The following is a 24,273-nucleotide window of genomic DNA, read 5'->3' as shown; positions in this document are numbered from 1 at the left end:
ATAGCCCAGATTGCAGTAATCCCTTATCCGGCGAAACGCCCCAACAGGTACATCAACGATTAATTTAAAAAGCCAGCCTATTCACAAGGTTATGCGCCATCCCGATCACAATTCCACCCGCATCAACGATACAAAATTGATTCAAATCAAAAGATGCATTGGTTTTACACCTTTGATATTGAACATCTGGATACAATTTTATATACAAACGCGAATGATAATGATGATCATTAACATTCAATAAAAGGTTCTCTTATGTTGCCACGGATTAGCCAAAGGCCGTTTATTCTTTCAGCTCTGACATTATGTGTTTCAGGGGCTGTTTCAGCATCGACAACTACGACCACACACACATCAGCATCAGCCGACGACACGGTGATCGTCACGGCAAACCGTTCGGAAAGCAGTCTCTGGGAAAGCCCGGCGACGATTCAGGTTATTGACCGCCAGACGTTGCAAAACTCCACCAACGTTTCTATTGCCGACGATTTAAAGGATATACCCGGCGTTGAAGTCACTGATAACGCCCTTGCAGGCCGAAAACAAATCCGCATCCGCGGTGAAGCCTCTTCACGCGTACTGATACTCATAGACGGTCAGGTCGTCAGCTACCAGCGCGCCGGTCAAAACTACGGCGCTGGCCTGCTTATTGACGAATCAGCCCTGGAACGTATTGAGGTTGTCAAAGGCCCCTACTCCGTACTCTATGGTTCGCAGGCTATTGGCGGGGTGGTGAACTTTATTACGAAAAAAGGCGGCGATAAGCCCCTTGCCGGGAGCATTAAAGCAGTCTACAACTCCGCGACGGCAGGATGGGAAGAATCGGCAGCCGCCTGGGGTAGCATTGAAAATTTTGATTACCGTATCAATGGTAGCTATTCCGATCAGGGCGATCGCGATACGCCTGACGGAAGGTTATCGAATACCAACTTCCGCAATAACGGCCAGGGCGTCTGGCTTGGCTATAACCTCGATCGCCATAAAATCGGTCTGTCACTCGACCGTTACAAACTGTCCACACAAACCTGGTTTAACGATCCGGAAGGTCAGTTCGACGACTTCAGCGTCAAAATACCTAAACTGGAACGCGAAAAAGTAGGTCTGTTCTATGACTACGCGGCAGACGGGGATTACCTGAAGAAAATCCATATTGACGCATACAATCAGACGATAGAGCGTAAGTTTGAGAACCGGGTCAAAACCACTCAGGTTATTCCCAACCCAGCGATCAAAGCGCTGACGGTGAATAAGCAGACTTATACCAACGATAAACAATATACCCAGGGTGTCACGTTTCAGGGAAATATCTCCCTTCCGGCGAACAACGAACTGGTCATTGGTACTCAGTATCAACACGACAAAGTGAAACAAGACACAGACGGCAATACGCGTCAGACGGCGGCGACTGGCAACTTTGATACACAAACCCGGACGCTATCTCATATTGAAGCCGAACAAAGCAACACCTCTCTGTTTGCACAAAACGACTGGCGTTTTGCCGATAACTGGACGTGGACCGTTGGTGCTCGCCAATACTGGCTCTCTTCAAAACTCAATCGTAACGATACGCAAACGACGCAAAGCAGCGGGACCACATGGCAATCAGCAGGAGGAAACTCAGTACATGACGATGAACTGGTCACCTCTACCAGCCTGCGTTATTCCGGCTTTAAAGATCTCGAGCTACGTGCGGCCTATGCGCAGGGTTATGTCTTCCCGACGCTCACTCAGCTGTTTATGCAGACATCTGCGGGTGGCAGCGTCACCTACGGTAATCCAGACCTGAAAGCGGAACACTCCAATAACTATGAGCTGGGAGCCCGTTATAAAGGGGGGATGTGGCTGATTGACGGCGCGATTTACTATTCAGAAGCCAAAGACTATATCGCCAGCCTGGCTTGTGCCGGCAACCCCGTGTGCAACGGCAATAGCAACTCTTCACGAGGAGGCTATTTCTACTACGACAACATCGATCGCGCCAAAACCTGGGGCATGGAGTTAAGCGCAGAATACAACGGATGGGCAGTTTCCCCCTATCTGAGCGGCAACATTATTCGCCGCCAGTATGAAGGCGACACCATGAAAACCTGGGATACCGGCGAACCAACACTGACTGGACGCGTGGGTCTGAAACATACCTTGCTGCTGAATGCCGCTAACGTGACCTCAGATGTGTTTATCCGCGCGGCCTCCAGCGCCAAAGATAACACCGGAAGTACGGAAATAAATTATCCGGGCTGGGCAACGCTTAATCTCGCCTTCAATACCGAATTCGGTCCGCAGGATCAGTATCAGGTCAATCTGGCACTCAATAACCTGACCGATAAGCGTTACAGAACCGCACATGAATCTATTCCGGAAGCGGGTTTCAATGCCGCGGTTGGCTTTGCGTGGAATTTCTGACAATGAAGAAACTCATTATTGGTTTACTGAGCCTCGCCTGCATCTTCAACGCGCAGTCCGCCGAACGTCTGGTGGCGGCGGGCGGATCGCTGACCGAACTGATCTACGCCATAGGTGCCGGGAACTACGTGGTTGGCGTCGATGAAACCACCTCTTATCCGCCAGAAACTGCAGCGCTTCCACATATCGGTTACTGGAAGCAACTGAGCAGCGAAGGCATTTTATCGCTGCATCCGGACAGCTTTATCACCTGGCAGGACGCTGGCCCACAGATCGTACTGGATCAACTGCGGGCACAAAAAGTGAATGTTGTCACCTTGCCGCGTGTACCGGCCACGGTTGAGCAGATGTACGCCAATATCCATGAGCTGGCAAAAACACTGCGAATGCCTGAACAAGGCGATGCGTTGGTCAAGCGTATTCATCAGCGTCTGGATCGCGTTCAGCAGAGTGTGGCGGCAAAAAAAGCGCCGGTTAAAGTCATGTTTATCCTCTCCGCCGGTGGCAGCGCGCCACAGGTCGCCGGGAAAGGCAGCGTTGCCGATGCCATTTTGACGCTTGCCGGGGCACAGAATGTCGCCTCACATGCCCAGTATAAAAGCTACAGCGCAGAGTCGTTGATTGCCGCAAATCCGCAGGTCATCGTCGTGACGTCACAAATGGTGGATGGCGATCTTAATCGTCTCAGCGCTATTGCCGGTATTACCCGCACCGCCGCCTGGAAAAATCAGCGCATTGTGACGATAGACCAGGCGCTGATCCTGGGCATGGGTCCTCGCGTCGCTGACGCGGTTGAAGCGCTACACCAGCAATTCTGGCCACACGAAAGGGATTTATAAAGAAGTATGAAAACTCAAGACACGCTGGATCTCACCCCACATTTTGCTCTGGAGGGAAACCAACCATTTAAGGATCGCCGCGCCACGATGCCGTGGCGCGGGGCTATCCCTGTTGCAAAAGAGTTGTTGTCACAAACCTGGCAGAATGTCATCAGCCAGACCGTCCCTCCACGTAAACGACTGGTGTACCTGCATATCCCCTTTTGTGCAACACACTGTACTTTCTGCGGTTTTTATCAAAACCGGTTTGAAGAAGATCACTGCACTCGCTATACCAACGCACTATTGCGTGAAATAGAGATGGAGGCCGACAGCCCATTACACCAGTCAGCCCCGATTCACGCCGTCTATTTTGGCGGCGGTACACCATCGGCGCTGTCGGCACGGGATCTGGCCAGAATCATCACTGCGCTGCGTGAAAAGCTACCTCTGGCTCCGGATTGTGAAATAACGATTGAAGGTCGGGTACTCAACTTTGACGATGCCCGAATCGATGCCTGCCTGGATGCCGGGGCTAACCGGTTTTCGATCGGTATTCAGTCTTTTAATAGCCGGATCCGCAAAAAAATGGCCCGAACCTCAGATGGCCCAACCGCCATTGCATTTATGCAAGGGCTGGTTCAGCGGGATCGTGCTGCCGTGGTATGCGATCTGCTGTTTGGTCTGCCGGGACAGGACGCAAAACTGTGGGGCGAAGATCTGGCAATCGCACGTGATATCGGTCTCGACGGTGTTGACCTCTATGCACTAAACCTCATTCCTAATACCCCTCTTGGCAAAGCGGTTGACACCGGACGTACGACCGTGCCCTCCCCAGCCGAGCGCCGCGATCTCTATCTACAGGGCTGTGAATTTATGGATAACGCGGGCTGGCGCTGCATCAGCAACAGCCACTGGGCGCGTACAACGCGCGAGCGCAACCTGTACAACCTGCTGATTAAACAGGGGGCCGACTGCCTGGCGTTTGGCTCTGGCGCGGGGGGATCGGTTAATGGCTACTCCTGGATGGTCGAACGCAATCTGACCACCTGGCATGAATCCATTGCCGCCGGGAAAAAGCCGCTAATGATGATGATGCGTACCGCCGAGCGCGGTTTCCAGTGGCGACATACGCTACAGGCAGGCATTGAAACAGCCCGCGTCCCGCTGGATGAACTCACGCCTCATGCTCAGAAACTACTCCCCTTACTGAGCCAATGGCACCAGGCTGGCCTGACGCGCGATGCCAGCACCTGTCTGCGCCTGACCAATGAAGGACGCTTTTGGGCAAGCAATATTTTACAGTCCCTTGATGAGCTTATTCAGGAACTTAACGCACCGCGTATTGCGGTAGAGCAACCATAACAGGAGTGATTTATGAGCCATGTCTCTTTACAGGATTTTTTAAAAACTGAGCCGGACGGTACGCTGGAAGCCATCGCCGCCCAGTACAACACCACGCTGCTGGAAGTAGTGAAAAACCTCCCTTCCTTGACGCTGGTTTCCGGCGATAAGTTTGATACCGTCTGGGAAACGGTCAGCGAATGGGGAAAAGTCACAACCCTGGTCCATACTGCTGATGTCATTCTGGAATTCACTGGCGAACTGCCATCCGGATTTCACCGTCACGGCTACTTCAACCTGCGCGGGAAAAAAGGAATGACCGGTCATATCAAGGCAGAAAACTGCACGCATATTGCCCTGATTGAACGCAAATTTATGGGTATGGACACCGCGTCCATCCTCTTCTTTAACCAGGCGGGTAGCGCAATGTTCAAGATATTCCTCGGCAGGGATGAGCATCGCCAGCTACTGGCCGAACAGGTCAGCGCCTTTCACGCGCTGGCTTCAACGCTAAAGGAACTTGCCTGATGTCTCCATGGCTTATTTTCGGCGCGGGTGGTAACGGTGTCGGAGCAAAAACACTTGAACTGGCGCTGGCAGAGCAACGCCCGGTGATTGCTGTTATTCGCAACGCACAGGTTGCTGCCGGATTACAGGAAAGAGGTGTGCAGGTTTTTATTGGCGATGCCTGCGATAGCCAGGTAGTCGCCTGCGCCTGCCGCGCTGCAGGTCCACATGCCACGCTGATCTCCTCAATGGGCGGCACTCAGGATTATCTGGCGCACAGAACCGTGATTGATGAAGCCGAGAAAGCGGGCATCAAACGGATGATCCTCGTGACATCGCTGGGCTGCGGTGACAGTTGGCCTTTTTTATCCGCCCGGGCAAAGGCCGCCTTTGGTCAGGCCGTACGGGAAAAATCGCTGGCTGAAAGCTGGTTGCAAACCAGTCAACTGGACTACGCCATTCTCCGCCCTGGCGGACTGCTTAATGGTGAAGCAACAGGCAAGGCGCAGCGAATACAAGGCCAGGAGTGCCACGGGTTTGTAATGCGTGCGGATGTTGCCGCACATATTCGCGAACTGGCCAATGCGCCTGCACTTAACAATCAGATCTACAGTCTGGTTGAACCTGAATTGAAACCTGCGTAATCCCCTCACGGCGCGGGAGCTCCGCGCCGCAAAGACGTTATGGAGTTTTGCGTGCTCAAGGACTCACTTTCGTCCGTCAGCATATTGACGGGCCTGTCACTATTATTGCTCGCGCTGATGCTTTTCGGTGCCAGCCAGGGAGCGCTGAACATTAGCTTCAGCGCTCTGTTCGATGAAGAATATCGTGATATCTGGTTAAATATTCGCCTGCCGCGCGTCTTACTGGCCGTCCTCGTTGGTGGTGCGCTGGCAACAGCAGGTGTCATCATGCAGGGACTTTTTCGCAATCCGATGGCCGACCCTGGTCTGCTGGGCGTCAGCAGTGGCTCTGCGCTGATGGTTGGCATCGCGATTGTGATTCCGTTTTCGTTCCCTGTTGTGCTGGTGCTGTATGAGCAGATGATTTTTGCCGTTGCAGGCAGCATGGTGGTTTGCACGATAATTTTCCTGATAAGCCAGCGCCACCACCACGGCGGTATGATGCAACTGCTGTTAGCCGGGATCGCCATCAATGCCCTGTGCGGCGCGGCAATCGGCGTGCTGAGTTACATTGGCGATGAACAGCAGTTACGCCAGCTGACACTGTGGATGATGGGTAATCTCGGGCAGGCGCAGTGGCCAACGCTGCTGGTAGCCAGCTCCTTTGTACTTCCTGCCGTTGCGGTAACCGCCTGTCTCGCCGGAACGCTAAATTTGCTGCAGTTAGGTGATGAAGAGGCACACTACCTGGGAGTGAACGTAAAACGTAAACGGCAACAGCTGCTGTTGCTAAGCTCACTGCTGGTGGGCGCAGCCGTTTCGGTGAGCGGAGTGATTGGCTTTATTGGTCTGGTGATTCCACATCTGATCAGAATGACCACTGGTGCCGATCATCGCTGGCTTATTCCCTGCTCCACACTGGCAGGCGCATGTTTATTACTGGTTGCCGACACCCTGGCCCGTACACTGGTGCAGCCAGCAGAAATGCCCGTCGGTTTGTTGACCAGCCTGATTGGCGGACCATATTTTCTGTGGCTGATACTGCGCAGCCGGAGGGTGTCATGATTATCGCCGAGAATCTGGTTTACAGCATTCATGGGCGTCGACTCACTGATAACGTCTCTCTGACGCTACCAGGCGGCGAAATCATCGCCATACTTGGTCCCAATGGAGCAGGGAAATCAACGTTGTTGCGTCAGCTCACGGGTTATCTGAAGCCACAAAGTGGACGCTGCTCGCTGCTCGGCAAACCGCTGAATGAATGGTCAATAACCGAGCTGGCAAAAACTCGCGCGGTGATGCGCCAGAACAGCCATATGGCGTTCCCGTTTAGCGTTCAGGAAGTCATTCGTATGGGCAGGCATCCGTATCGCACGCGCAACACGGGTGATGAAACTGACCATATCATGAACTTATGTGATTGCCAGAACCTGGCTACACGCGATTATCGACACTTGTCGGGAGGAGAGCAGCAGCGAGTACAGTTAGCGCGTCTGCTGGTACAGCTTTGGGAGCCGGAACCTGCACCAAAGTGGCTGTTTCTGGATGAACCTACTTCCGCACTGGATATTCACCACCAGCAGCACCTTTTTCGTTTACTGCGGCATCTGGTACGTGAACGGCAGTTTAATGTCTGCTGCGTACTGCATGATCTCAATCTTGCTGCACGCTATGCCGACCGTGTCGTGCTGATGGAACACGGCAAGATAGTCGATAACGGTAGCCCGCAGGAGGTACTGAAACAGCAGCCGTTGAATGCGCTTTACGGCGCCGATCTCACGGTGATAAATGAACCGGCAAATCAAACGCCACTCATCGTACTCAATCAATAACTTACCGGGAACGCCGGTCGCTGCGTTCCCGACTTTCTGCCTTTTTTCATCTTTTCTAAAAACTCCCTTGACCTTCCCCTTGCTGGAAGGTTTAACCTTTATCACAGTCAGTTAATCCCGCAAGAAAGGAGTTTGTTATGTCTCAAACGATCGACCTGACCCTGGACGGTTTGTCCTGTGGTCATTGCGTTAAACGCGTAAAAGAAAGCCTGGAACAACGTCCGGACGTTGAGCAAGCGGATGTCACCGTGACTGAAGCGCACGTCACTGGTAGCGCCAGCGCTGAAGCACTGATTGAAACCATCAAGCAAGCCGGTTATGGCGCAGAGTTAAGCCACCCAAAGGCTAAACCGCTGGCGGAGTCATCAATCCCGTCGGAAGCGCTGGCAGCGGTCCCTCCTGAGCTTCCGGCAGCTACGGCTGAAGATGACAGCCAACAGTTGCTGTTAAGCGGCATGAGCTGCGCCAGCTGTGTCTCTCGTGTACAAAATGCGTTGCAAAACGTACCGGGCGTCACGCAGGCACGGGTGAACCTGGCGGAACGTACTGCGCTGGTCATGGGCAGTGCGTCCGCCGAACAATTAGTTCAGGCCGTGGAAAAAGCGGGCTACGGCGCAGAAGCCATTGAAGATGATGTTAAACGTCGTGAGCGCCAGCAGGAAACAGCCGTTGCCACTATGAAACGCTTTCGCTGGCAGGCTGCGGTCGCACTACTGCTGGGCATACCTGTCATGGTATGGGGAATGATTGGCGATAACATGATGGTCACCGCCGACAACCGCAGCCTGTGGTTGGTAATTGGCCTCGCCACGCTCGCCGTAATGGTATTTGCAGGCGGCCATTTTTACCGCAGCGCGTGGAAAAGCCTGATGAACGGCACCGCGACAATGGATACGCTGGTGGCGCTGGGTACAGGTGTGGCATGGCTCTATTCCATGAGCGTTAACCTCTGGCCGCAATGGTTCCCGATGGAAGCGCGACACCTCTATTATGAAGCCAGTGCGATGATTATTGGTCTGATTAACCTCGGACATATGCTGGAAGCGCGCGCTCGTCAGCGCTCCTCTAAAGCACTGGAAAAACTGCTCGACCTCACCCCACCAACAGCACGCGTGGTCACTGAGAAAGGTGAAAAAAGTATCCCTCTGGCAGATGTTCAAACAAGAATGCTATTGCGCCTGACCACTGGCGACCGTGTTCCGGTAGATGGCGAAATCACCCAGGGTGAAGCCTGGATGGATGAAGCCATGCTGACCGGTGAGCCGATCCCGCAACAAAAAGGAGAAGGCGACAGTGTCCACGCGGGTACCGTGGTTCAGGATGGCAGTGTACTGTTCCGCGCCAGTGCCGTTGGCAGTCACACCACGCTGTCACGCATTATTCGCATGGTGCGTCAGGCACAAAGCAGTAAGCCAGAAATTGGCAAACTTGCCGACAGAATCTCCTCCGTATTTGTGCCGGTTGTGGTGGTCATCGCACTGGTAAGTGCCGCTATATGGTACTTCTTCGGTCCGGCGCCGCAGATTGTATATACGCTGGTCATTGCCACCACCGTACTGATTATCGCCTGCCCTTGCGCGCTGGGCCTGGCAACGCCGATGTCAATTATTTCGGGGGTCGGTCGTGCCGCAGAGTTTGGCGTCCTGGTACGTGATGCCGATGCACTACAACGTGCCAGCACACTTGATACCGTCGTGTTTGATAAGACCGGGACGCTGACCGAAGGTAAACCGCAGGTTGTTGCCATCAAAACGTTCGGTGATATCGATGAAGCTCAGGTGATACGTCTGGCAGCGGCCCTTGAACAAGGTTCCAGCCACCCGCTGGCCCGCGCAATTCTGGACAAAGCCGGTGATGCCGTGCTGCCACAGGTGAATGGCTTCAGAACGCTGCGCGGATTAGGGGTCAGCGGCGAAGCGGAAGGTCATTCACTACTTCTGGGGAACCAGGCCCTGCTCAATGAACAACAGGTCGTCACCACAGCAATGGACGCCGAAATCACAGCACAGGCCTCTCAGGGTTCAACCCCTGTGCTGTTGGCCATTGACGGGAAAGCGGCAGCTCTGCTGGCAGTACGTGACCCACTGCGCAGTGACAGCGTGGCGGCACTTCAGCGTCTGCACCGCGCTGGGTATCGTCTGGTAATGCTCACAGGGGATAACCCGACCACCGCCAACGCCATTGCTAAAGAAGCGGGTATTGATGAAGTGATTGCGGGCGTCCTGCCTGACGGCAAAGCCGATGCGATTAAACGCCTGCAAAGCCAGGGGCGTCAGGTTGCCATGGTTGGTGACGGTATTAACGATGCACCCGCACTGGCCCAGGCCGATGTGGGGATTGCGATGGGTGGCGGTAGCGATGTCGCCATTGAAACCGCAGCAATTACGCTAATGCGCCATAGTCTGATGGGCGTTGCGGATGCGCTGTCAATTTCGCGGGCGACGCTGCGTAACATGAAACAAAACCTGCTCGGCGCATTTATCTACAACAGCATCGGCATCCCCGTTGCCGCCGGGATCTTGTGGCCCTTCACCGGAACCTTGCTTAATCCTGTGGTTGCCGGTGCTGCGATGGCGCTCTCTTCGATTACCGTAGTGAGCAACGCTAACCGATTACTGCGCTTTAAACCCAAAGAGTAATCGCCTTGCCGGATACCATTAGCAACACGTATCCGGCATTTCACTCATTGCACCTTCCATGACCACGCGCTAGCATGAGATTTTTCAACGGGAGGTCGTATGGATCTGTTATACCGGGTAAAAGCATTATGGTCTGCACTACGCGGCAACCATTATACCTGGCCTGCCATTGACATCTCTTTGCCCGGCAATCGCCATTTTCATCTCGTGGGTAGTATCCATATGGGCACCCGCGATATGGCCCCACTCCCGGCAAAACTGCTCAAAAAACTTCAGCAAGCAGATGCCTTGATCGTTGAAGCCGACGTTTCCGGCAACGATTCCCCTTTTAGCGATCTCCCCTCCTTTGCGCCGCTTGACGAGCGGATAAGTGAAGATCAACGTCAGCAACTGCATAAAATTACCGATGAACTGGGTATTTCCCCTTCCCTCTTTTCGACTCAACCGTTATGGCAAATCGCTATGGTGCTACAGGCAACACAAGCGCAACAGTTGGGGCTACGAGCAGAATACGGAATTGATTACCAGTTGCTAAAGGCGGCAAAACGGGAGCAGAGGCCAATCGTTGAGCTGGAAGGCGCATCCAGCCAAATCGATCTGTTGTGTCAGTTACCGGATAATGGTCTGGCTTTACTGGACGACACCCTGACACACTGGCATACCAACGCCAGACTGCTGCAACAGATGATGGGGTGGTGGCTAAAAACGCCACCGGAGAATAGCGATCTTAAGCTACCCAATACCTTCAGCCAGTCGTTGTATGACGTACTGATGCACCAGCGAAATGAAGCCTGGCGGGATCGACTCTGTGCAATGCCAGCTGGCCGCTATGTGGTGGCTGTGGGCGCGCTTCATCTATATGGGGAAGGAAATTTGCCGGAGATGTTGCGATAAAAAAATGGCCAATATTTCTATTGGCCCGTCAAAGAGGAATTTCATCGTTATTATTATGCCGATGCTTAATGCATCGATCCAGGTTGATTGTCGCTCAAAGTCAGCATCCTGCCAATACTATTGCGCAAGATGGTACTATTTTTTACACCATCATCAGGCGTATGCTTAAAGCGTATTTAGTGTTAGTCAGGAATAATTGCTATGACACCCGCCGTTAAATTACTCGAAAAAAACAAGATTTCTTTTCAGATCCACGCCTACGATCACGATCCGTCGGAGACAAACTTTGGCGACGAAGTGGTACGTAAATTAGGTCTGAATGCAGATCAGGTCTACAAGACATTGCTGGTTGCTATGAATGGCGATATGAAACAGCTGGCGGTCGCCGTCACGCCGGTCGCCGGACAATTGGATCTGAAAAAAGTCGCGAAAGCGTTAGGGGCTAAAAAAGTCGATATGGCCGACCCCATGGTCGCACAGCGCGTTACCGGCTATCTGGTTGGCGGCATTAGTCCGCTGGGACAGAAAAAACGCCTGCCTACGGTGATCGATGCACCAGCCCAAACCTTTGACTCCATTTATGTCTCCGGTGGTAAACGCGGGCTGGACATCGAACTGGCCGCAAGCGATCTGGCAAAAATTCTGGATGCTAAATTCGCTGATATCGCACGTCGTGACTAACTCTCTTTTGCCCGGTAACGCAACGTTTATCGGGCCTGCTACTGATACAGGGCGCAACTCTGCACATTCTGTCCGAGCAGTGCCCGGGTTCAAAATGGCGAACAAAATAGCCCTGTTACTGCCAGCTCACTTCACCTTTCGGTTCATACGCGCTGGCATCCAGCGGTGAATTCTTCTGTACGAACTCTTTCAGCACTTCCGCATCGATAAACCCGGTATTCACGTATCCCGGTTTGTTATCAATTCGCGGATACCCATCTCCCCCCGTGGCGTTGAAGCTTAGCGTTGCCATGCGATAGTTTTTTGCCGGATCAACAGGTTCGCCCTTGATCTGCAAATCATTCAGCTTGCCATCTTTCGCCACAAAGCTGACGTTAGCAAACTGAGGATAAGCACCGGAGTCAGGCTTCATTTGCGCTACCGCGGTCAGATAGTCAATGACCTCTTTACCGCTCATATCGGCATACACCACTATGTTGCCAAACGGTTGTACCTTCAGCACGCTCTTATAAGTAATATCACCGCCTTCAATGGAGTCACGAATTCCCCCCCCGCTCATCACACCAAAATCAGCGCTGGTACGCGCCATTTGTGCGGCCAGAAGCAAACGCCCCATATTGGTCTGCACAAACCGCACTTTGCTACGGTCACCTTCGAGACGCGCATTTACGCTACCAATTTTAACTTCCAGTTGCGCTTTGCCTTTATTCTGGAAAGGCGTCAGCAGAGAGAGCATCTGCTGATTTTCAACGATTTCCGGGGTGTAAAGTACGCGCTCACTTTTACCGTTATCCCAGGTGACTTTTTTCTTCAGGTTTACCGGAATAAGTTGGTAGTTCACCATTTTCATTTCGCCGTTACGGAATTCAAAGTCTGCACGACCAACATATTTCCCCCACTCATGCGCCTGTACAATCCAGATACCATTTTGCTTGTCTGGCGCACATGGTGTTCCCGGCACGTAATCAACCTGCTTTTTATTCTCCGACGCCATACACACTGGATCCTGTGAGTGACCACCCACAATCATCGCCAGCGCTCCCGCAGGCAGGCTGCGCGCCATTTCCACATCACCTGGAGCGTTTGAACCATGGTTGCCGTTGTCATAATGCCCCATATGTGTGGTAGCAATAATGACATCTGGCTTTTCACCCATATTGAGTTCCTGGATCACCAGTTTGGCTTCGTCCGCAGGCTTACGAAACTCAATATCGGTGAAAAATTCCGGGTTACCAATTTTCGCCGTATCGTCAGTAGTCAGACCAATAACGGCAATTTTTAAATCCTGACGCTTAAAAATGGCCCACGGCTTGAATAAACGCTCACCGGTACTTTTCTGGTAAATATTGGCAGAAAGAAACGGGAATTTTGACCATTTTTCCTGCTGTCGCAATACGGTCAATGGATTATCAAATTCGTGGTTTCCCACCGCCATTGCGTCATAACCAATCAGGTTCATACCACGAAAATCAGGCTCCGCATCCTGGAGATCAGACTCCGGTACGCCGGTATTTATATCGCCGCCGGATAACAGCAGTACGCTACCGCCTTCTGCAGCAACCTCATTACGAATGCCATCCACCAGCGTTTTTTGCGCTGAAAGTCCGTATTCACCATATTCGCTGCGCCAGAAATGGCCGTGGTGATCGTTGGTATGCAGAATAGTAATTTTGTAGGTTTTATCTTTTTCGTAAGCCTGAGCAGGCTGACCTGCCACCGCAAATGCGGCCAATAACGCCAGCGCCACGCCCCGTTGCAAAAATTTCATGTTTCTCTCCCTGACTCAATATCAACCGCTGAAATTACAATGATATGAAATAATAGCCGAAAATGTTTTCAGAAATGAGACTTCCTTCAAACACCAACCGCAGGTATGTTAGTCGGATAATAATTTCATCTGCACCCTCTAATAATCATTGAAGTGAACCTATGGCAACGAATCAAACCGCTCAACCGATCCCCGGCTCCGCTGCGCCGTCGCAAAAAGCACGCACCTCATTTGGCATTTTAGGTGCCATCAGCCTCTCCCACCTGCTTAACGATATGATTCAGTCGCTGATCCTGGCGATTTACCCGCTGTTGCAGTCAGAGTTCTCGCTGACGTTTATGCAGATCGGGATGATTACTCTGACCTTCCAGCTGGCCTCCTCTCTGCTTCAGCCTGTTGTCGGCTACTGGACGGATAAATACCCGATGCCGTGGTCGCTCCCCATTGGAATGTGCTTCACACTCAGCGGGCTCGTCTTACTGGCCATGGCGGGCAGTTTCCACATGGTGTTGCTTGCCGCAGCGCTGGTCGGTACCGGTTCATCGGTATTTCACCCAGAATCGTCCCGTGTGGCGCGTATGGCCTCCGGTGGTCGCCATGGACTTGCTCAGTCGATCTTCCAGGTCGGGGGCAACTTCGGGAGCTCTCTGGGGCCCTTACTGGCGGCTGTCATCATCGCGCCATATGGAAAAGGTAATGTGGCGTGGTTTGTTCTGGCGGCATTATTAGCGATTGTGGTACTGGCGCAAATCAGCCGCTGGTATGCAGCACAGCATCGAATGAGTAAAGGTAAGCCGAAAGTCGCTATTGTGAATCCACTACCACGTAATAAGGTGGTGTTGGCCGTTGGCATTCTGTTGGTGCTGATTTTCTCCAAATACTTCTATATGGCGAGCATCAGCAGCTATTACACCTTTTATCTGATGCAAAAATTCGGATTATCGGTACAAAATGCCCAGTTTCACCTGTTTGCTTTCCTGTTTGCCGTTGCGGCCGGAACGGTTATTGGTGGACCATTAGGCGATAAGATTGGCAGAAAATATGTTATTTGGGGCTCTATCCTTGGTGTAGCGCCATTTACCCTCGTTTTACCCTATGCAACGCTCCACTGGACCGGGATTTTAACCGTGATTATTGGTTTTATCCTCGCATCGGCCTTTTCGGCCATTCTGGTCTATGCGCAGGAGCTACTTCCAGGGCGTATCGGCATGGTTTCTGGGCTATTCTTCGGATTTGCCTTTGGCATGGGGGGCCTCGGCGCTGCGGTGTTGGGGCTGGTTGCCGACCATACCAGTATCGATTTGGTCTATAAAATATGTGCTTTCCTTCCACTTCTTGGGATACTGACCATATTCTTGCCTGATAACCGACATAAAGCTTGATTTTCCTGCGGCCAAAAGTGCTTTTTGGCCGCTCACACTTACAGAGACCATCAGCCTTTACCCCGAATATACCCCTCAGCTTTTCCGATCCGTGCTTTTTTATGTCTAAAATCCTGTTTTCATCAAAATTCAATAATTATTCATAAACATAATCATCAAAATTGTCATAAACTATTACCCGGAGTTAGTTTTTTTCAGGATCAACACAGCAATCAAAGGAGACGGAATGCATCACGCCACCCCGCTTATCACCACCATTGTTGGCGGCCTTGTGCTCGCTTTTATATTCGGCATGCTTGCCAATAAACTGCGTATTTCTCCTCTGGTGGGATATCTGTTAGCGGGCGTTCTGGCCGGTCCATTTACACCTGGTTTTGTTGCTGATACCAAGCTTGCGCCGGAGCTGGCGGAACTTGGCGTTATTTTGCTGATGTTTGGCGTCGGGCTGCACTTTTCTTTGAAGGATTTGATGGCGGTAAAGTCCATCGCCATTCCCGGCGCGATCGCCCAGATAGCCGTGGCGACGCTGCTGGGTATGGCGCTTTCAGCTGTGCTGGGCTGGTCGCTGATGGTCGGTATCGTCTTTGGACTGTGTCTTTCAACCGCCAGTACCGTGGTGCTACTGCGTGCTCTTGAAGAACGACAACTGATTGACAGCCAGCGCGGGCAAATCGCCATCGGCTGGCTTATTGTAGAAGATCTGATGATGGTTCTGACGCTGGTTCTCCTGCCAGCCGTCGCCGGAATGCTGGAAAAAGACAATGTCGGCTTTGCTTCGCTGGCCGTAGATATGGGCATCACCATCGGCAAAGTAGTGGCGTTTATCGCGATTATGATGCTGGTTGGCCGTCGCCTGGTGCCGTGGATTATGGCCCGCAGTGCCGCAACAGGCTCACGTGAGCTGTTCACCTTATCAGTACTGGCTCTCGCCCTGGGTATCGCTTTTGGTGCCGTGGAGCTGTTTGATGTCTCCTTTGCGCTTGGTGCGTTCTTCGCCGGGATGGTATTGAACGAATCTGAATTGAGCCACCGTGCGGCGCACGACACCCTGCCGCTGCGCGATGCATTTGCTGTGCTGTTCTTTGTTTCCGTCGGGATGCTGTTTGACCCATTAGTTCTGATCCAACAGCCGCTGGCGGTACTGGGTACCCTGGCCATTATCATATTTGGTAAATCGGTTGCCGCATACTTCCTGGTACGCCTGTTTGGTCACTCACAGCGCACGGCATTAACCATTGCCACAAGCCTGGCGCAAATTGGTGAATTCGCCTTTATCCTGGCAGGGCTGGGAATGGCGCTTAACCTGTTGCCGCAGGCCGGACAAAACCTGGTGTTGGCCGGGGCGATCCTCTCCATTATGCTCAACCCGGTACTGTTCGCCGTGCTGGAAAAATACCTCGCAAAAACCGAAACGCTGGAAGAGCAGACACTCGAAGAAGCTATCGAAGAAGAGAAACAAATCCCGGTCGATATCTGTAATCATGCCCTGCTGGTTGGTTATGGCCGCGTCGGCAGTCTGTTGGGTGACAAATTGATGGCAGCGGGTATTCCTCTGGTAGTTATCGAAACCTCTCGTACCCGCGTGGATGAACTTCGTGCACGAGGGATCCGCGCCGTTCTCGGAAATGCTGCTAACGAAGAGATTATGAATCTGGCGCACCTGGATTGTGCTCGCTGGCTGTTGCTGACGATCCCGAATGGTTATGAAGCGGGTGAAATTGTCGCTTCATCGCGTGAGAAATGCCCGACGATTGAGATTATCGCCCGCGCACATTATGACGATGAAGTAGAGTACATCACCGAGCGCGGAGCCAATCAGGTAGTGATGGGCGAGCGTGAAATTGCACGTACGATGCTGGAACTGATCGAAACGCCGCCTGCCGGTGAAATGGTCACGGGTTAATGCTCCGGATGTCAGTCAGTTAAACACGCAGGCCCGGTAAACTCAACGCTACCGGGCCCTTCGCTTAACGATCCCAGTAAGACTCTTCGAGGCTGTCTTCACGTTCAGGCAGACCCCGCGTCAGGCGCGGAGAATGCTGATTCAGCACCTGATAACTCACGCGATTAGCATATTTACATACCTGAGCTAACGATGAATAAGTCAGCCAGGTGTATTTGTGTTTACTCGAGTTCGGTACATTGCTGCGGTGGTAGCTGTTGGCGGTAATATCATGCAGCAATGCCGCCAATGCACCATCACCAGCCCCGTTGGTGTTCATGATTTTTTCCGGCCCGCCCATGTACGGCGCAATGTGCGAATAAACGCGCAGCGGATTCGTACAATCTTTATAGCGCATCGCACGGCTGAACTCGTACTGATTGAATTCGGCAATGGCCCCCGGCAGCAGCGGATGCTGAGTTTTGCGTTTGACCTCATCTTCCGTGAAGCCGGCCATATACAGCCCCACAGGTCCCGCAGTACACAGCACCAGATCCACCCAGTCCAGCGCCTTGTCAGAAGCCAGTAGCGGATCATTTTCACCGGTCAGCGCCTCAGCCTCTTCTTCATTCATAGCCAGAATCGAGACATTCTCTTTCAGGAATTCCTGCCACCATTGCGGGTTATCAGCAATAACGAATTTCGTTCCCAGGGTCAGTACCACCGGAACATTGTGCTTTTTAGCAAACTCAATCGCCTTCATGGTTGCTTCCGGCATCGGCTCACCCGGCTCACAGCGCACCAGATACGATGTCAGCACCAGCGCAGAAGCACCGGCAATCACTGATTCAGGAATGCTATCCGCACGCAGCTTATTCATATGCCCGGGGCTTATTGCAAAGGTACGCTCACCGGATTCGCCAATCAGAGTGAAGCAGCGACCGATAGGGCCATCAACACCCTGGAGGTAGTTCAAATCTGTGCGGCTGGAGGTATTGCATAAATAGCGATACGCGTAGCTGCCAATTTCGATATTGCTGCACATGACGCCCAGCAGTACTGAGCGATCATCCGCCAGCACCGAGTAGTTGTGCATAGTGTTGCCGATGGTTCCACCTGCAAACTGATGGGTGATCAAATTTTCACGTACCAGCTCCTGGTAGAGCGCTTCTGCGACATCATCACCAATCACCAGAGAATGCCCGGCGCTTAATCCATAACGTTTCACAAAGTCGTCATCAACTCTGGCTTCAATATCCACCAGCGTTTGATCAATACCGACCACCCAGGCTGCGCTGGTCTCGTTTTCAGTTTGAATTTGTTGCAGCAACGGATCGCGCGCGTTGACAGGAAAATAGTGTTTGGATTTACGTTTACCGGGAAATTTCATGGTCGATTTTACGGGTGGTTAACTAAGCGGTGCATGGTAGCACATTCCTGACTGCGCATGCGATGAGGCATAAGTTTCAATATCAGACGGTGAGATCTCAGTTTATCCGGCATCAGTTTCTACAATAAATCACCCTTCACAAGGAGCGTTTTATGAAGCCAGATAACAAGATCCCCGTACTTGACAGAATTTCAGACGAAATGAAAGCCGTGGTGAATTTTCATCGTGATGATCTGCCGCCGTGGCCCGCCGCCGATGATTTTGTGGCCCAACGTCAGCATTATATCCATGAACGGCAGTTCTGGAATGCCGATGGTCCACAAATGAGTACCAGAGAGTGTGTCATTTCTACCGCACAAAGCCCCGTTACCACACGCATCTATTCGCCGCAGTCCTATAGCAAGGCCACGCTGTACTACCTGCATGGCGGGGGTTTTATACTTGGCAACCTCGACACACACGATCGCATTATGCGTCTGCTGGCGCACTACACCCAGTGTACCGTGATTGGTATCGACTATTCGCTGTCACCGGAGGCTCGCTTCCCGCAGGCCATCGAAGAAATTGTCGCCGTATGTCAGTACTTCCATCTTCACGCCCGTGAGTACTCACTTAATGTGAGTAACATCGGTTTTGCTGGTGATTCTGCCGGCGCAATGCTGGCGCTCGCCAGTGCGCTATGGTTGCGTGATAAGCAGATAGAATGTGGCAAGGTGACAGGCGTGCTGCTGTGGTACGGGCTTTACGGTTTACGCGATTCACTTAGCCGCCGGCTGATGGGGGGAGAGTGGGATGGCTTAACTCATCAGGATCTGGAGATGTACGAGAACGCGTATCTGCGTAGCACTGAAGATCGTGAATCACCCTATTATTGCCTGTTTAACAATGACCTGACGCGCCACGTGCCGCCATGTTTTATCGCAGGTGCGGAGTTCGACCCGCTGATCGACGACAGTCGGTTACTCTATCAGACGCTACAGGCGCACCAGCAGCCTTGTCAGTACAAAATGTACCCCGGCATGCTGCACGCCTTCCTGCACTATTCGCGGATGATGAAAACCGCCGACGATGCCCTGCAGGATGGCGCGCATTTCTTTAGGGCGCAGCTTTAGCGGTACGCTTCAGTCAGTTTCAGCATCATCTCGATATGTTCCGGTGCGGCATTCAACGCCGGAATATACTCATATTTCTTACCACCTGCCTCGAGGAATATTTCCCGGTTTTGCACCGCGATCTCCTCCAGCGTTTCGAGACAATCTGCCGCAAATCCCGGACACATAACCTGGATATGACCGGTACCTTTCTCCGCCAGCATTTTTAGCGTTTCGTCGGTGTAGGGCGTCAGCCACGGCTCCCGGCCAAAACGGGACTGGAAAGTCATCATCACTTTTTCCGGCGCCATACCGAGGGCCGACACCAGCTCACGCGTGGTGTCGCGACAGCGTTGCGGATAATCATCACCTTCATCGGCGTAACGTTGCGGAATACCGTGGTATGAAAGCAGCAGCAAATCGGGTTCGCCATGTCGTGCAAACGAGTCACGGGCGCTTTTAGCCAGCGCATCAATATAGGCGCTGTCATCGGCATAATCGCGAATAAAGGAGATACCGGGAATGCCCCGCTTACGCGCTAAAATTCGCGCCAGTTCGTCCCACACCGCCGCCACCGTAGAGCAGGAATATTGCGGGTAAAGCGTTAAAACTACGATGTGCTCGACCCCATTCGCCAGCAGTTCATCTACTGCACTTTCCAGCGAGGGGGAACCGTAGCTCATACCCAGGGCTACGGGGGTATCCGGCAACTGTGCAGCCAGAGCCTGCTGCTGCGCCCTGCTGTATACCATCAACGGCGAGCCATCTTCCATCCAGATGGACTGGTACAACTTTGCCACGCGCGGCGCGCGCAGCGGCAGGATCACACCGCGCAACAATGGCCACCATAACAGGCGGGAAGTATCGACCACGCGTTTATCGCTTAAAAACTGACGAAGATAGCGTTTAACGGCTTCGGGGGTTGGGGCATCGGGGGTGCCAAGATTAGCCAGCAGGATACCGGTTTTCGTCTGACGCATTACCGCCTCTTATCGATTCAAATTGTTGATAATTGTAGCGGAAAAGCGAGGAAGAAGAACTAATTGCTGTAAGAGGTAAAATAAGAATATGCCTGATGGCGCTACGTTTATCGGGCCTACACGAAAACGGTAGGCCGGATAAGGTGTTCACACCGCCATCCGGCACTGACTGCAGTAAAACTTAACCGAGGATTTTTTCAAGAGAAGCGCGAACGGCGGCAACAGCCTGAGTACCGTCTACTTTCGCATATTTAGTATTACCCGCTTCCGCTTCTTTCTGGTAATAACCAATCAGCGGAGCAGTCATCTGATGATATTCAACCAGACGCTTACGCACAGTCTCTTCCTGGTCATCTTTACGGGTGGTCAGCTCATCGCCGGTCACGTCGTCTTTACCTTCAACTTTAGGCGGGTTGAATTTGATGTGATAGACACGACCAGAGGCCGCATGAACGCGACGACCTACGATACGGTCAACGATCAGTTCGTCCGGTACAGCGAATTCCAGAACGTAATCAACAACAATACCCGCTTCTTTCATGGCATCAGCCTGCGGAATAGTGCGCGGGAAGCCGTCCAGCAGGAAACCATTACGGCAGTCCTCCTGAGCGATACGCTCTTTTACCAGCGCGATCACCAGCTCATCAGTTACCAGTTTACCGGCATCCATGATGTCTTTCGCTTGTTTGCCCAGCTCGGAGCCAGATTTCACGGCAGCACGCAGCATGTCACCGGTGGAGATCTGCGGAATACCGTACTTCTCCATGATGAACTGAGCCTGAGTTCCTTTACCCGCGCCCGGAGCGCCAAGCAGAATGATACGCATTACGAAAATCCCCTTAAAGGTTGTCGATATTTTTAAAAAGCGCTAAACGATACCACCATCACGCAATTGGCTCAAGAAAGGTGCTTGCCGCTGAAACGGTTAATGGCGGGAAAATTAAGAAAAGAGCGGTTTCAGAAGGTAAAAAGCCGGATTAAGGTGCTCGCACCTTAATCCGGCTTACAAAAATACTCGGCATTGTGCCGGATAATCGCCATCCGGCACTAAAGAACAGCTATCAGGAAACCAGCAGCTGATTCATACGACGGATAAACTGGTTAGGATCTTCCAGCGTGCCGCGCTCAGCGAACAGCGCCTGATCCAGCAACAGTTCAACCCACTCTTTAAACTGTGCTTCGTCCTGGGTATCTGCCGTGCGTTTTACCAGCACGTGATCCGGATTGAGTTCAAAGATATATTTCACTTCCGGTACGGCCTGGCCCGCAGCGGCAAACAATTTCGCCATCTGAGTGCTCATTTCGTCCGCGTCGGTAGTGACAATCGCCGGAGTGTCGGTCAGACGGTGCGTCAGACGCACTTCTTTTACACGATCGCCCAGCAGGGTTTTCACGCGCTCAACGAACGGCGTCAGCGCTTTTTCCGCCTCTTTTGCCGATTCGTCAACTTCGTCCGCCAGCTTGTCGATGGACTCGTCAGCTTTAGCCACAGACTGGAACGCTTTACCGTCGAACTCGGTCAGGTAGTTCATCATCCACTCATCGATGCGGTCAGAAAGCAGCAGGACTTCGATGCCTTTCTTACGCAGCAGTTCCAGGTGCGGGCTGCTCTTCGCTGCCGCATAGCTGTCTGCAGTAATGTAGTAGATTTTCTCCTGCCCTTCTTTCATGCGTGACACGTAGTCTTCCAGCGACACCGTTTGTGCAGAGGAATCGGTATGTGTGGACGCAAAGCGCATCAGTTTAGCGATAGTTTCCTGATTGGCGTGATCTTCCGCCGGACCTTCTTTCAGTACCAGGCCAAACTGTTTCCAGAAGGTCTGGTATTTTTCTGCATCGTCTTTCGCCAGTTTTTCCAGCATTTGCAGCACACGCTTGGTCAGCGCACTGCGCAGGTTACGGGTGACGCTGCTGTCCTGCAGGATCTCACGGGAAACGTTGAGCGGCAGATCGTTGGAATCTATCAGACCGCGCACAAAACGCAGGTAGTTCGGCATGAACTGCTCAGCGTCGTCCATGATAAATACACGCTGGACGTACAGCTTCAGACCGTGTTTATGATCGCGGTTCCACATATCCCACGGCGCCTGAGACGGGATATACAGCAGGCTGGTGTACTCCTGCTTACCTTCCACACGGTTGTGGCTCCAGGTCAGCGGGTCAGTGAAATCGTGCGCGATATGCTTGTAGAATTCGTTGTACTCGTCATCTTTGATTTCCGACTTGTTACGCGTCCACAGCGCCTGCGCCTTGTTGATTTTCTCCCAGGAAACGACGGTTTCACCGTCTTTCTCTTCCTGTTTCTCAATCTCTACCGGCAGTGCGATATGGTCGGAATATTTGCTGATGATGGAGCGCACGCGCCAGTCATCAAGGAATTCATCTTCACCTTCACGCAGGTGCAGAGTGATTTCCGTACCGCGATCGTCTTTGGTAATGTCCGCAACGGTATACTCGCCTTCGCCAGCAGATTCCCAGAACACGCCGTTTTCCGGTTTGTCGCCCGCCGCACGGGTCCGCACGGTAACTTTGTCAGCAACAATAAATGCAGAGTAGAAGCCCACCCCGAACTGGCCGATCAGTTGGCTGTCTTTAGCCTGATCGGACCCCATGGATTCGAGGAAAGACTTGGTACCGGATTTAGCAATGGTCCCCAGATGATCGATAACGTCATCACGGTTCATCCCCACGCCGTTATCGGCAATGGTCAACGTACGCTTATCTTTATCGAAGGAGACACGCACACGCAGTTCGCCGTCACCTTCATACAGGTCCGGGTTAGACAGCGCGCGAAAACGCAGCTTGTCTGCCGCATCAGAGGCGTTAGAGATAAGCTCACGCAGGAAGATTTCTTTATTGGAATACAGAGAATGGATCATCAGGTGCAGAAGCTGTTTTACTTCTGACTGAAAACCACGAGTTTCTTGTCCTTTCATGTCGAAAATACCTCAATGCCAATTACAAGGTAAAAAAGCGTTGAGAGGGAGATGGGGATAGCGGAGGGGTATTTCAAGCGGGAGCAAAAATTTTTGCTCCCGATTGATTAAAAACGAATCTTATGCCGTCCGGCAAGAGAATGGGACAACGTAGTGCCGTCAACCATTTCCAGCTCGCCGCCTACCGGTACGCCATGAGCGATACGGCTGGCTTCAACGTCATACTGCATGCAAAGCTCGGCAATATAGTTGGCGGTAGCCTCTCCTTCGACCGTCGGATTGGTCGCAAGGATAACTTCATTGATTTGCTCAGACGCCAGACGCTGTTCCAGACGGTCAAGCCCGATATCATCAGGCCCGATACCATCCAGCGGCGACAGGTGTCCCATCAGCACGAAATAACGCCCGGAAAATTGCCCTGTTTGCTCAATGGCATAGATGTCCGCCGGACTCTCAACCACGCAAATTTGACCATTTTCCTTGCGACGCGGATTCGCGCAGATGCTACATACTTCTTGCTCTGTGAAGGTGCGGCAATCAGCACAGTGACCGATTTCCGACATCGCCTTCGTTAACGCCTGCGCCAGACGCATCCCGCCGCTGCGATCGCGCTGTAGCAGCGTGAACGCCATGCGCTGCGCTGACTTCGGACCTACGCCCGGCAGACAGCGCAGTGCTTCCATAAGCTGAGTTAACAGCGGGCTGGTTTGCATCAGAACGGCATCTTAAAGCCAGGAGGCAGTTGCATACCGGAAGAAACAGAGGCCATTTTCTCTTTCTGGGTCTCTTCAATGCGACGTGCCGCATCATTGAATGCCGCAGCAACCAGATCTTCCAGCATCTCTTTGTCGTCTTCCAGCAGGCTAGGATCGATTTCCACGCGACGGCAGTTGTGCGCGCCATTGATGGTCACTTTAACCAGACCTGCGCCTGATTCGCCAGTCACTTCCAGCTTGGCGACTTCTTCCTGCATCTGCTGCATTTTTTCTTGCATCTGCTGGGCCTGTTTCATCAGGTTACCCAGACCGCCTTTACCAAACATAGGCTTCTCTCTCAATCACGTTAAGGGATGACGACCATAAAACCATGAGATATGGCTTACG

General features: G+C 52.5%; 20 protein-coding genes. 13 read left to right on the top strand and 7 right to left on the bottom strand.

Annotated features, from left to right (window positions below; genetic code table 11):
* Positions 1-255: 255 nt before the first annotated feature.
* The 10 genes from AACS05_RS05265 (at position 256) to ybaK (ending at position 11,741) form a co-directional block, all read left to right on the top strand.
* Complete coding sequence (locus tag AACS05_RS05265) at positions 256-2,403, top strand: TonB-dependent receptor plug domain-containing protein (protein WP_045440692.1); 2,148 nt, start codon at positions 256-258, stop codon at positions 2,401-2,403.
* Between the two features lie 2 nt (positions 2,404-2,405).
* Positions 2,406-3,242: a heme/hemin ABC transporter substrate-binding protein gene (locus AACS05_RS05260; RefSeq protein WP_045440690.1), complete on the top strand. Its 837-nt coding sequence runs from the start codon at positions 2,406-2,408 to the stop codon at positions 3,240-3,242.
* A gap of 6 nt (positions 3,243-3,248) precedes the next feature.
* Positions 3,249-4,586 carry a heme anaerobic degradation radical SAM methyltransferase ChuW/HutW gene (hutW, locus tag AACS05_RS05255; RefSeq protein WP_045440687.1) on the top strand — a complete coding sequence of 446 codons (1,338 nt, stop codon included), beginning with the start codon at positions 3,249-3,251 and terminating at the stop codon, positions 4,584-4,586.
* Between the two features lie 12 nt (positions 4,587-4,598).
* The gene (hutX, locus tag AACS05_RS05250) at positions 4,599-5,093 is read left to right on the top strand and encodes a heme utilization cystosolic carrier protein HutX (protein ID WP_045440686.1); all 495 of its coding nucleotides are present in this window, start codon (positions 4,599-4,601) and stop codon (positions 5,091-5,093) included.
* Positions 5,093-5,716: an anaerobilin reductase gene (chuY, locus tag AACS05_RS05245; protein WP_045440683.1), complete on the top strand. Its 624-nt coding sequence runs from the start codon at positions 5,093-5,095 to the stop codon at positions 5,714-5,716. Before hutX ends, chuY begins: the two co-directional genes overlap by 1 nt.
* A gap of 51 nt (positions 5,717-5,767) precedes the next feature.
* Entirely contained in the window at positions 5,768-6,760 is a 993-nt protein-coding gene (locus tag AACS05_RS05240) for a FecCD family ABC transporter permease (protein WP_045440681.1), read from the top strand.
* On the top strand, positions 6,757-7,527 hold the full coding sequence (locus AACS05_RS05235) for a heme ABC transporter ATP-binding protein (protein WP_045440679.1): 771 nt from the start codon (positions 6,757-6,759) through the stop codon (positions 7,525-7,527). Before AACS05_RS05240 ends, AACS05_RS05235 begins: the two co-directional genes overlap by 4 nt.
* A gap of 137 nt (positions 7,528-7,664) precedes the next feature.
* On the top strand, positions 7,665-10,166 hold the full coding sequence (copA, locus tag AACS05_RS05230; protein ID WP_045440677.1) for a copper-exporting P-type ATPase CopA: 2,502 nt from the start codon (positions 7,665-7,667) through the stop codon (positions 10,164-10,166).
* Between the two features lie 99 nt (positions 10,167-10,265).
* Positions 10,266-11,060 carry a TraB/GumN family protein gene (locus AACS05_RS05225; protein WP_045440675.1) on the top strand — a complete coding sequence of 265 codons (795 nt, stop codon included), beginning with the start codon at positions 10,266-10,268 and terminating at the stop codon, positions 11,058-11,060.
* A 201-nt stretch (positions 11,061-11,261) separates the two neighbouring features.
* Complete coding sequence (ybaK, locus tag AACS05_RS05220; RefSeq protein WP_045440673.1) at positions 11,262-11,741, top strand: Cys-tRNA(Pro)/Cys-tRNA(Cys) deacylase YbaK; 480 nt, start codon at positions 11,262-11,264, stop codon at positions 11,739-11,741.
* A 115-nt stretch (positions 11,742-11,856) separates the two neighbouring features.
* Here ybaK and ushA read toward each other — a convergent pair whose 3' ends face one another.
* Positions 11,857-13,509, bottom strand: coding sequence for a bifunctional UDP-sugar hydrolase/5'-nucleotidase UshA (gene ushA, locus AACS05_RS05215; RefSeq protein WP_045440670.1), 1,653 nt, complete (start codon positions 13,507-13,509; stop codon positions 11,857-11,859).
* Positions 13,510-13,670: 161 nt separating this feature from the next.
* Here ushA and AACS05_RS05210 point away from each other — a divergent pair, with 161 nt between their 5' ends.
* Both AACS05_RS05210 and ybaL read left to right on the top strand, forming a co-directional pair.
* Entirely contained in the window at positions 13,671-14,891 is a 1,221-nt protein-coding gene (locus AACS05_RS05210; protein WP_045440668.1) for an MFS transporter, read from the top strand.
* Between the two features lie 226 nt (positions 14,892-15,117).
* Positions 15,118-16,794 (top strand): YbaL family putative K(+) efflux transporter, encoded by a 1,677-nt coding sequence (gene ybaL, locus AACS05_RS05205; protein ID WP_045440666.1) that lies wholly within the window; start codon positions 15,118-15,120, stop codon positions 16,792-16,794.
* 64 nt (positions 16,795-16,858) lie between these two features.
* On the opposite strand, the gene AACS05_RS05200 is transcribed toward ybaL, so the two are convergent.
* Positions 16,859-18,163 carry an inosine/guanosine kinase gene (locus AACS05_RS05200; RefSeq protein ID WP_045440663.1) on the bottom strand — a complete coding sequence of 435 codons (1,305 nt, stop codon included), beginning with the start codon at positions 18,161-18,163 and terminating at the stop codon, positions 16,859-16,861.
* 152 nt (positions 18,164-18,315) lie between these two features.
* Here AACS05_RS05200 and aes point away from each other — a divergent pair, with 152 nt between their 5' ends.
* A complete protein-coding gene (gene aes / locus AACS05_RS05195; RefSeq protein ID WP_045440657.1) occupies positions 18,316-19,275 on the top strand; it encodes an acetyl esterase in 960 nt (319 codons plus the stop codon).
* Here aes and hemH read toward each other — a convergent pair.
* The 5 genes from hemH to AACS05_RS05170 all read right to left on the bottom strand — a co-directional run bounded on the left by hemH (position 19,272) and on the right by AACS05_RS05170 (position 24,212).
* Complete coding sequence (gene hemH / locus AACS05_RS05190) at positions 19,272-20,234, bottom strand: ferrochelatase (protein WP_045440655.1); 963 nt, start codon at positions 20,232-20,234, stop codon at positions 19,272-19,274. The genes aes and hemH overlap by 4 nt on opposite strands.
* Positions 20,235-20,415: 181 nt before the next feature.
* Positions 20,416-21,060 carry an adenylate kinase gene (gene adk / locus AACS05_RS05185; RefSeq protein WP_045440652.1) on the bottom strand — a complete coding sequence of 215 codons (645 nt, stop codon included), beginning with the start codon at positions 21,058-21,060 and terminating at the stop codon, positions 20,416-20,418.
* Positions 21,061-21,295: 235 nt separating this feature from the next.
* A complete protein-coding gene (gene htpG, locus AACS05_RS05180; protein ID WP_045440650.1) occupies positions 21,296-23,170 on the bottom strand; it encodes a molecular chaperone HtpG in 1,875 nt (624 codons plus the stop codon).
* 107 nt (positions 23,171-23,277) lie between these two features.
* Positions 23,278-23,883, bottom strand: coding sequence for a recombination mediator RecR (recR, locus tag AACS05_RS05175; protein ID WP_045440647.1), 606 nt, complete (start codon positions 23,881-23,883; stop codon positions 23,278-23,280).
* Positions 23,883-24,212, bottom strand: a complete 330-nt coding sequence (locus AACS05_RS05170) for a YbaB/EbfC family nucleoid-associated protein (protein ID WP_003021764.1) — start codon at positions 24,210-24,212, stop codon at positions 23,883-23,885. The genes recR and AACS05_RS05170 overlap by 1 nt, the downstream gene beginning before the upstream one ends.
* Between the last annotated feature and the right edge of the window lie 61 nt (positions 24,213-24,273).

Source organism: Citrobacter sp. S-77, from assembly GCF_963864895.1.
In the GTDB taxonomy this organism is placed as follows: Bacteria; Pseudomonadota; Gammaproteobacteria; order Enterobacterales; family Enterobacteriaceae; genus Citrobacter; species Citrobacter murliniae.
The sequence above is the reverse complement of the archived record's forward strand: the minus strand, read 5'-3'. Positions and strand labels throughout refer to the sequence as shown.

What these genes read in the sequence shown, in the direction of transcription:
- AACS05_RS05265 (WP_045440692.1), top strand. Translation starts at nt 256, where the DNA reads ATGTTGCCACGGATTAGCCAAAGGCCGTTTATTCTTTCAGCTCTGACA.
- AACS05_RS05260 (WP_045440690.1), top strand. Translation starts at nt 2,406, where the DNA reads ATGAAGAAACTCATTATTGGTTTACTGAGCCTCGCCTGCATCTTCAAC.
- hutW (WP_045440687.1), top strand. Translation starts at nt 3,249, where the DNA reads ATGAAAACTCAAGACACGCTGGATCTCACCCCACATTTTGCTCTGGAG.
- hutX (WP_045440686.1), top strand. Translation starts at nt 4,599, where the DNA reads ATGAGCCATGTCTCTTTACAGGATTTTTTAAAAACTGAGCCGGACGGT.
- chuY (WP_045440683.1), top strand. Translation starts at nt 5,093, where the DNA reads ATGTCTCCATGGCTTATTTTCGGCGCGGGTGGTAACGGTGTCGGAGCA.
- AACS05_RS05235 (WP_045440679.1), top strand. Translation starts at nt 6,757, where the DNA reads ATGATTATCGCCGAGAATCTGGTTTACAGCATTCATGGGCGTCGACTC.
- copA (WP_045440677.1), top strand. Translation starts at nt 7,665, where the DNA reads ATGTCTCAAACGATCGACCTGACCCTGGACGGTTTGTCCTGTGGTCAT.
- AACS05_RS05225 (WP_045440675.1), top strand. Translation starts at nt 10,266, where the DNA reads ATGGATCTGTTATACCGGGTAAAAGCATTATGGTCTGCACTACGCGGC.
- ybaK (WP_045440673.1), top strand. Translation starts at nt 11,262, where the DNA reads ATGACACCCGCCGTTAAATTACTCGAAAAAAACAAGATTTCTTTTCAG.
- ushA (WP_045440670.1), bottom strand. Translation starts at nt 13,509, where the DNA reads ATGAAATTTTTGCAACGGGGCGTGGCGCTGGCGTTATTGGCCGCATTT.
- AACS05_RS05210 (WP_045440668.1), top strand. Translation starts at nt 13,671, where the DNA reads ATGGCAACGAATCAAACCGCTCAACCGATCCCCGGCTCCGCTGCGCCG.
- ybaL (WP_045440666.1), top strand. Translation starts at nt 15,118, where the DNA reads ATGCATCACGCCACCCCGCTTATCACCACCATTGTTGGCGGCCTTGTG.
- AACS05_RS05200 (WP_045440663.1), bottom strand. Translation starts at nt 18,163, where the DNA reads ATGAAATTTCCCGGTAAACGTAAATCCAAACACTATTTTCCTGTCAAC.
- aes (WP_045440657.1), top strand. Translation starts at nt 18,316, where the DNA reads ATGAAGCCAGATAACAAGATCCCCGTACTTGACAGAATTTCAGACGAA.
- hemH (WP_045440655.1), bottom strand. Translation starts at nt 20,234, where the DNA reads ATGCGTCAGACGAAAACCGGTATCCTGCTGGCTAATCTTGGCACCCCC.
- adk (WP_045440652.1), bottom strand. Translation starts at nt 21,060, where the DNA reads ATGCGTATCATTCTGCTTGGCGCTCCGGGCGCGGGTAAAGGAACTCAG.
- htpG (WP_045440650.1), bottom strand. Translation starts at nt 23,170, where the DNA reads ATGAAAGGACAAGAAACTCGTGGTTTTCAGTCAGAAGTAAAACAGCTT.
- recR (WP_045440647.1), bottom strand. Translation starts at nt 23,883, where the DNA reads ATGCAAACCAGCCCGCTGTTAACTCAGCTTATGGAAGCACTGCGCTGT.
- AACS05_RS05170 (WP_003021764.1), bottom strand. Translation starts at nt 24,212, where the DNA reads ATGTTTGGTAAAGGCGGTCTGGGTAACCTGATGAAACAGGCCCAGCAG.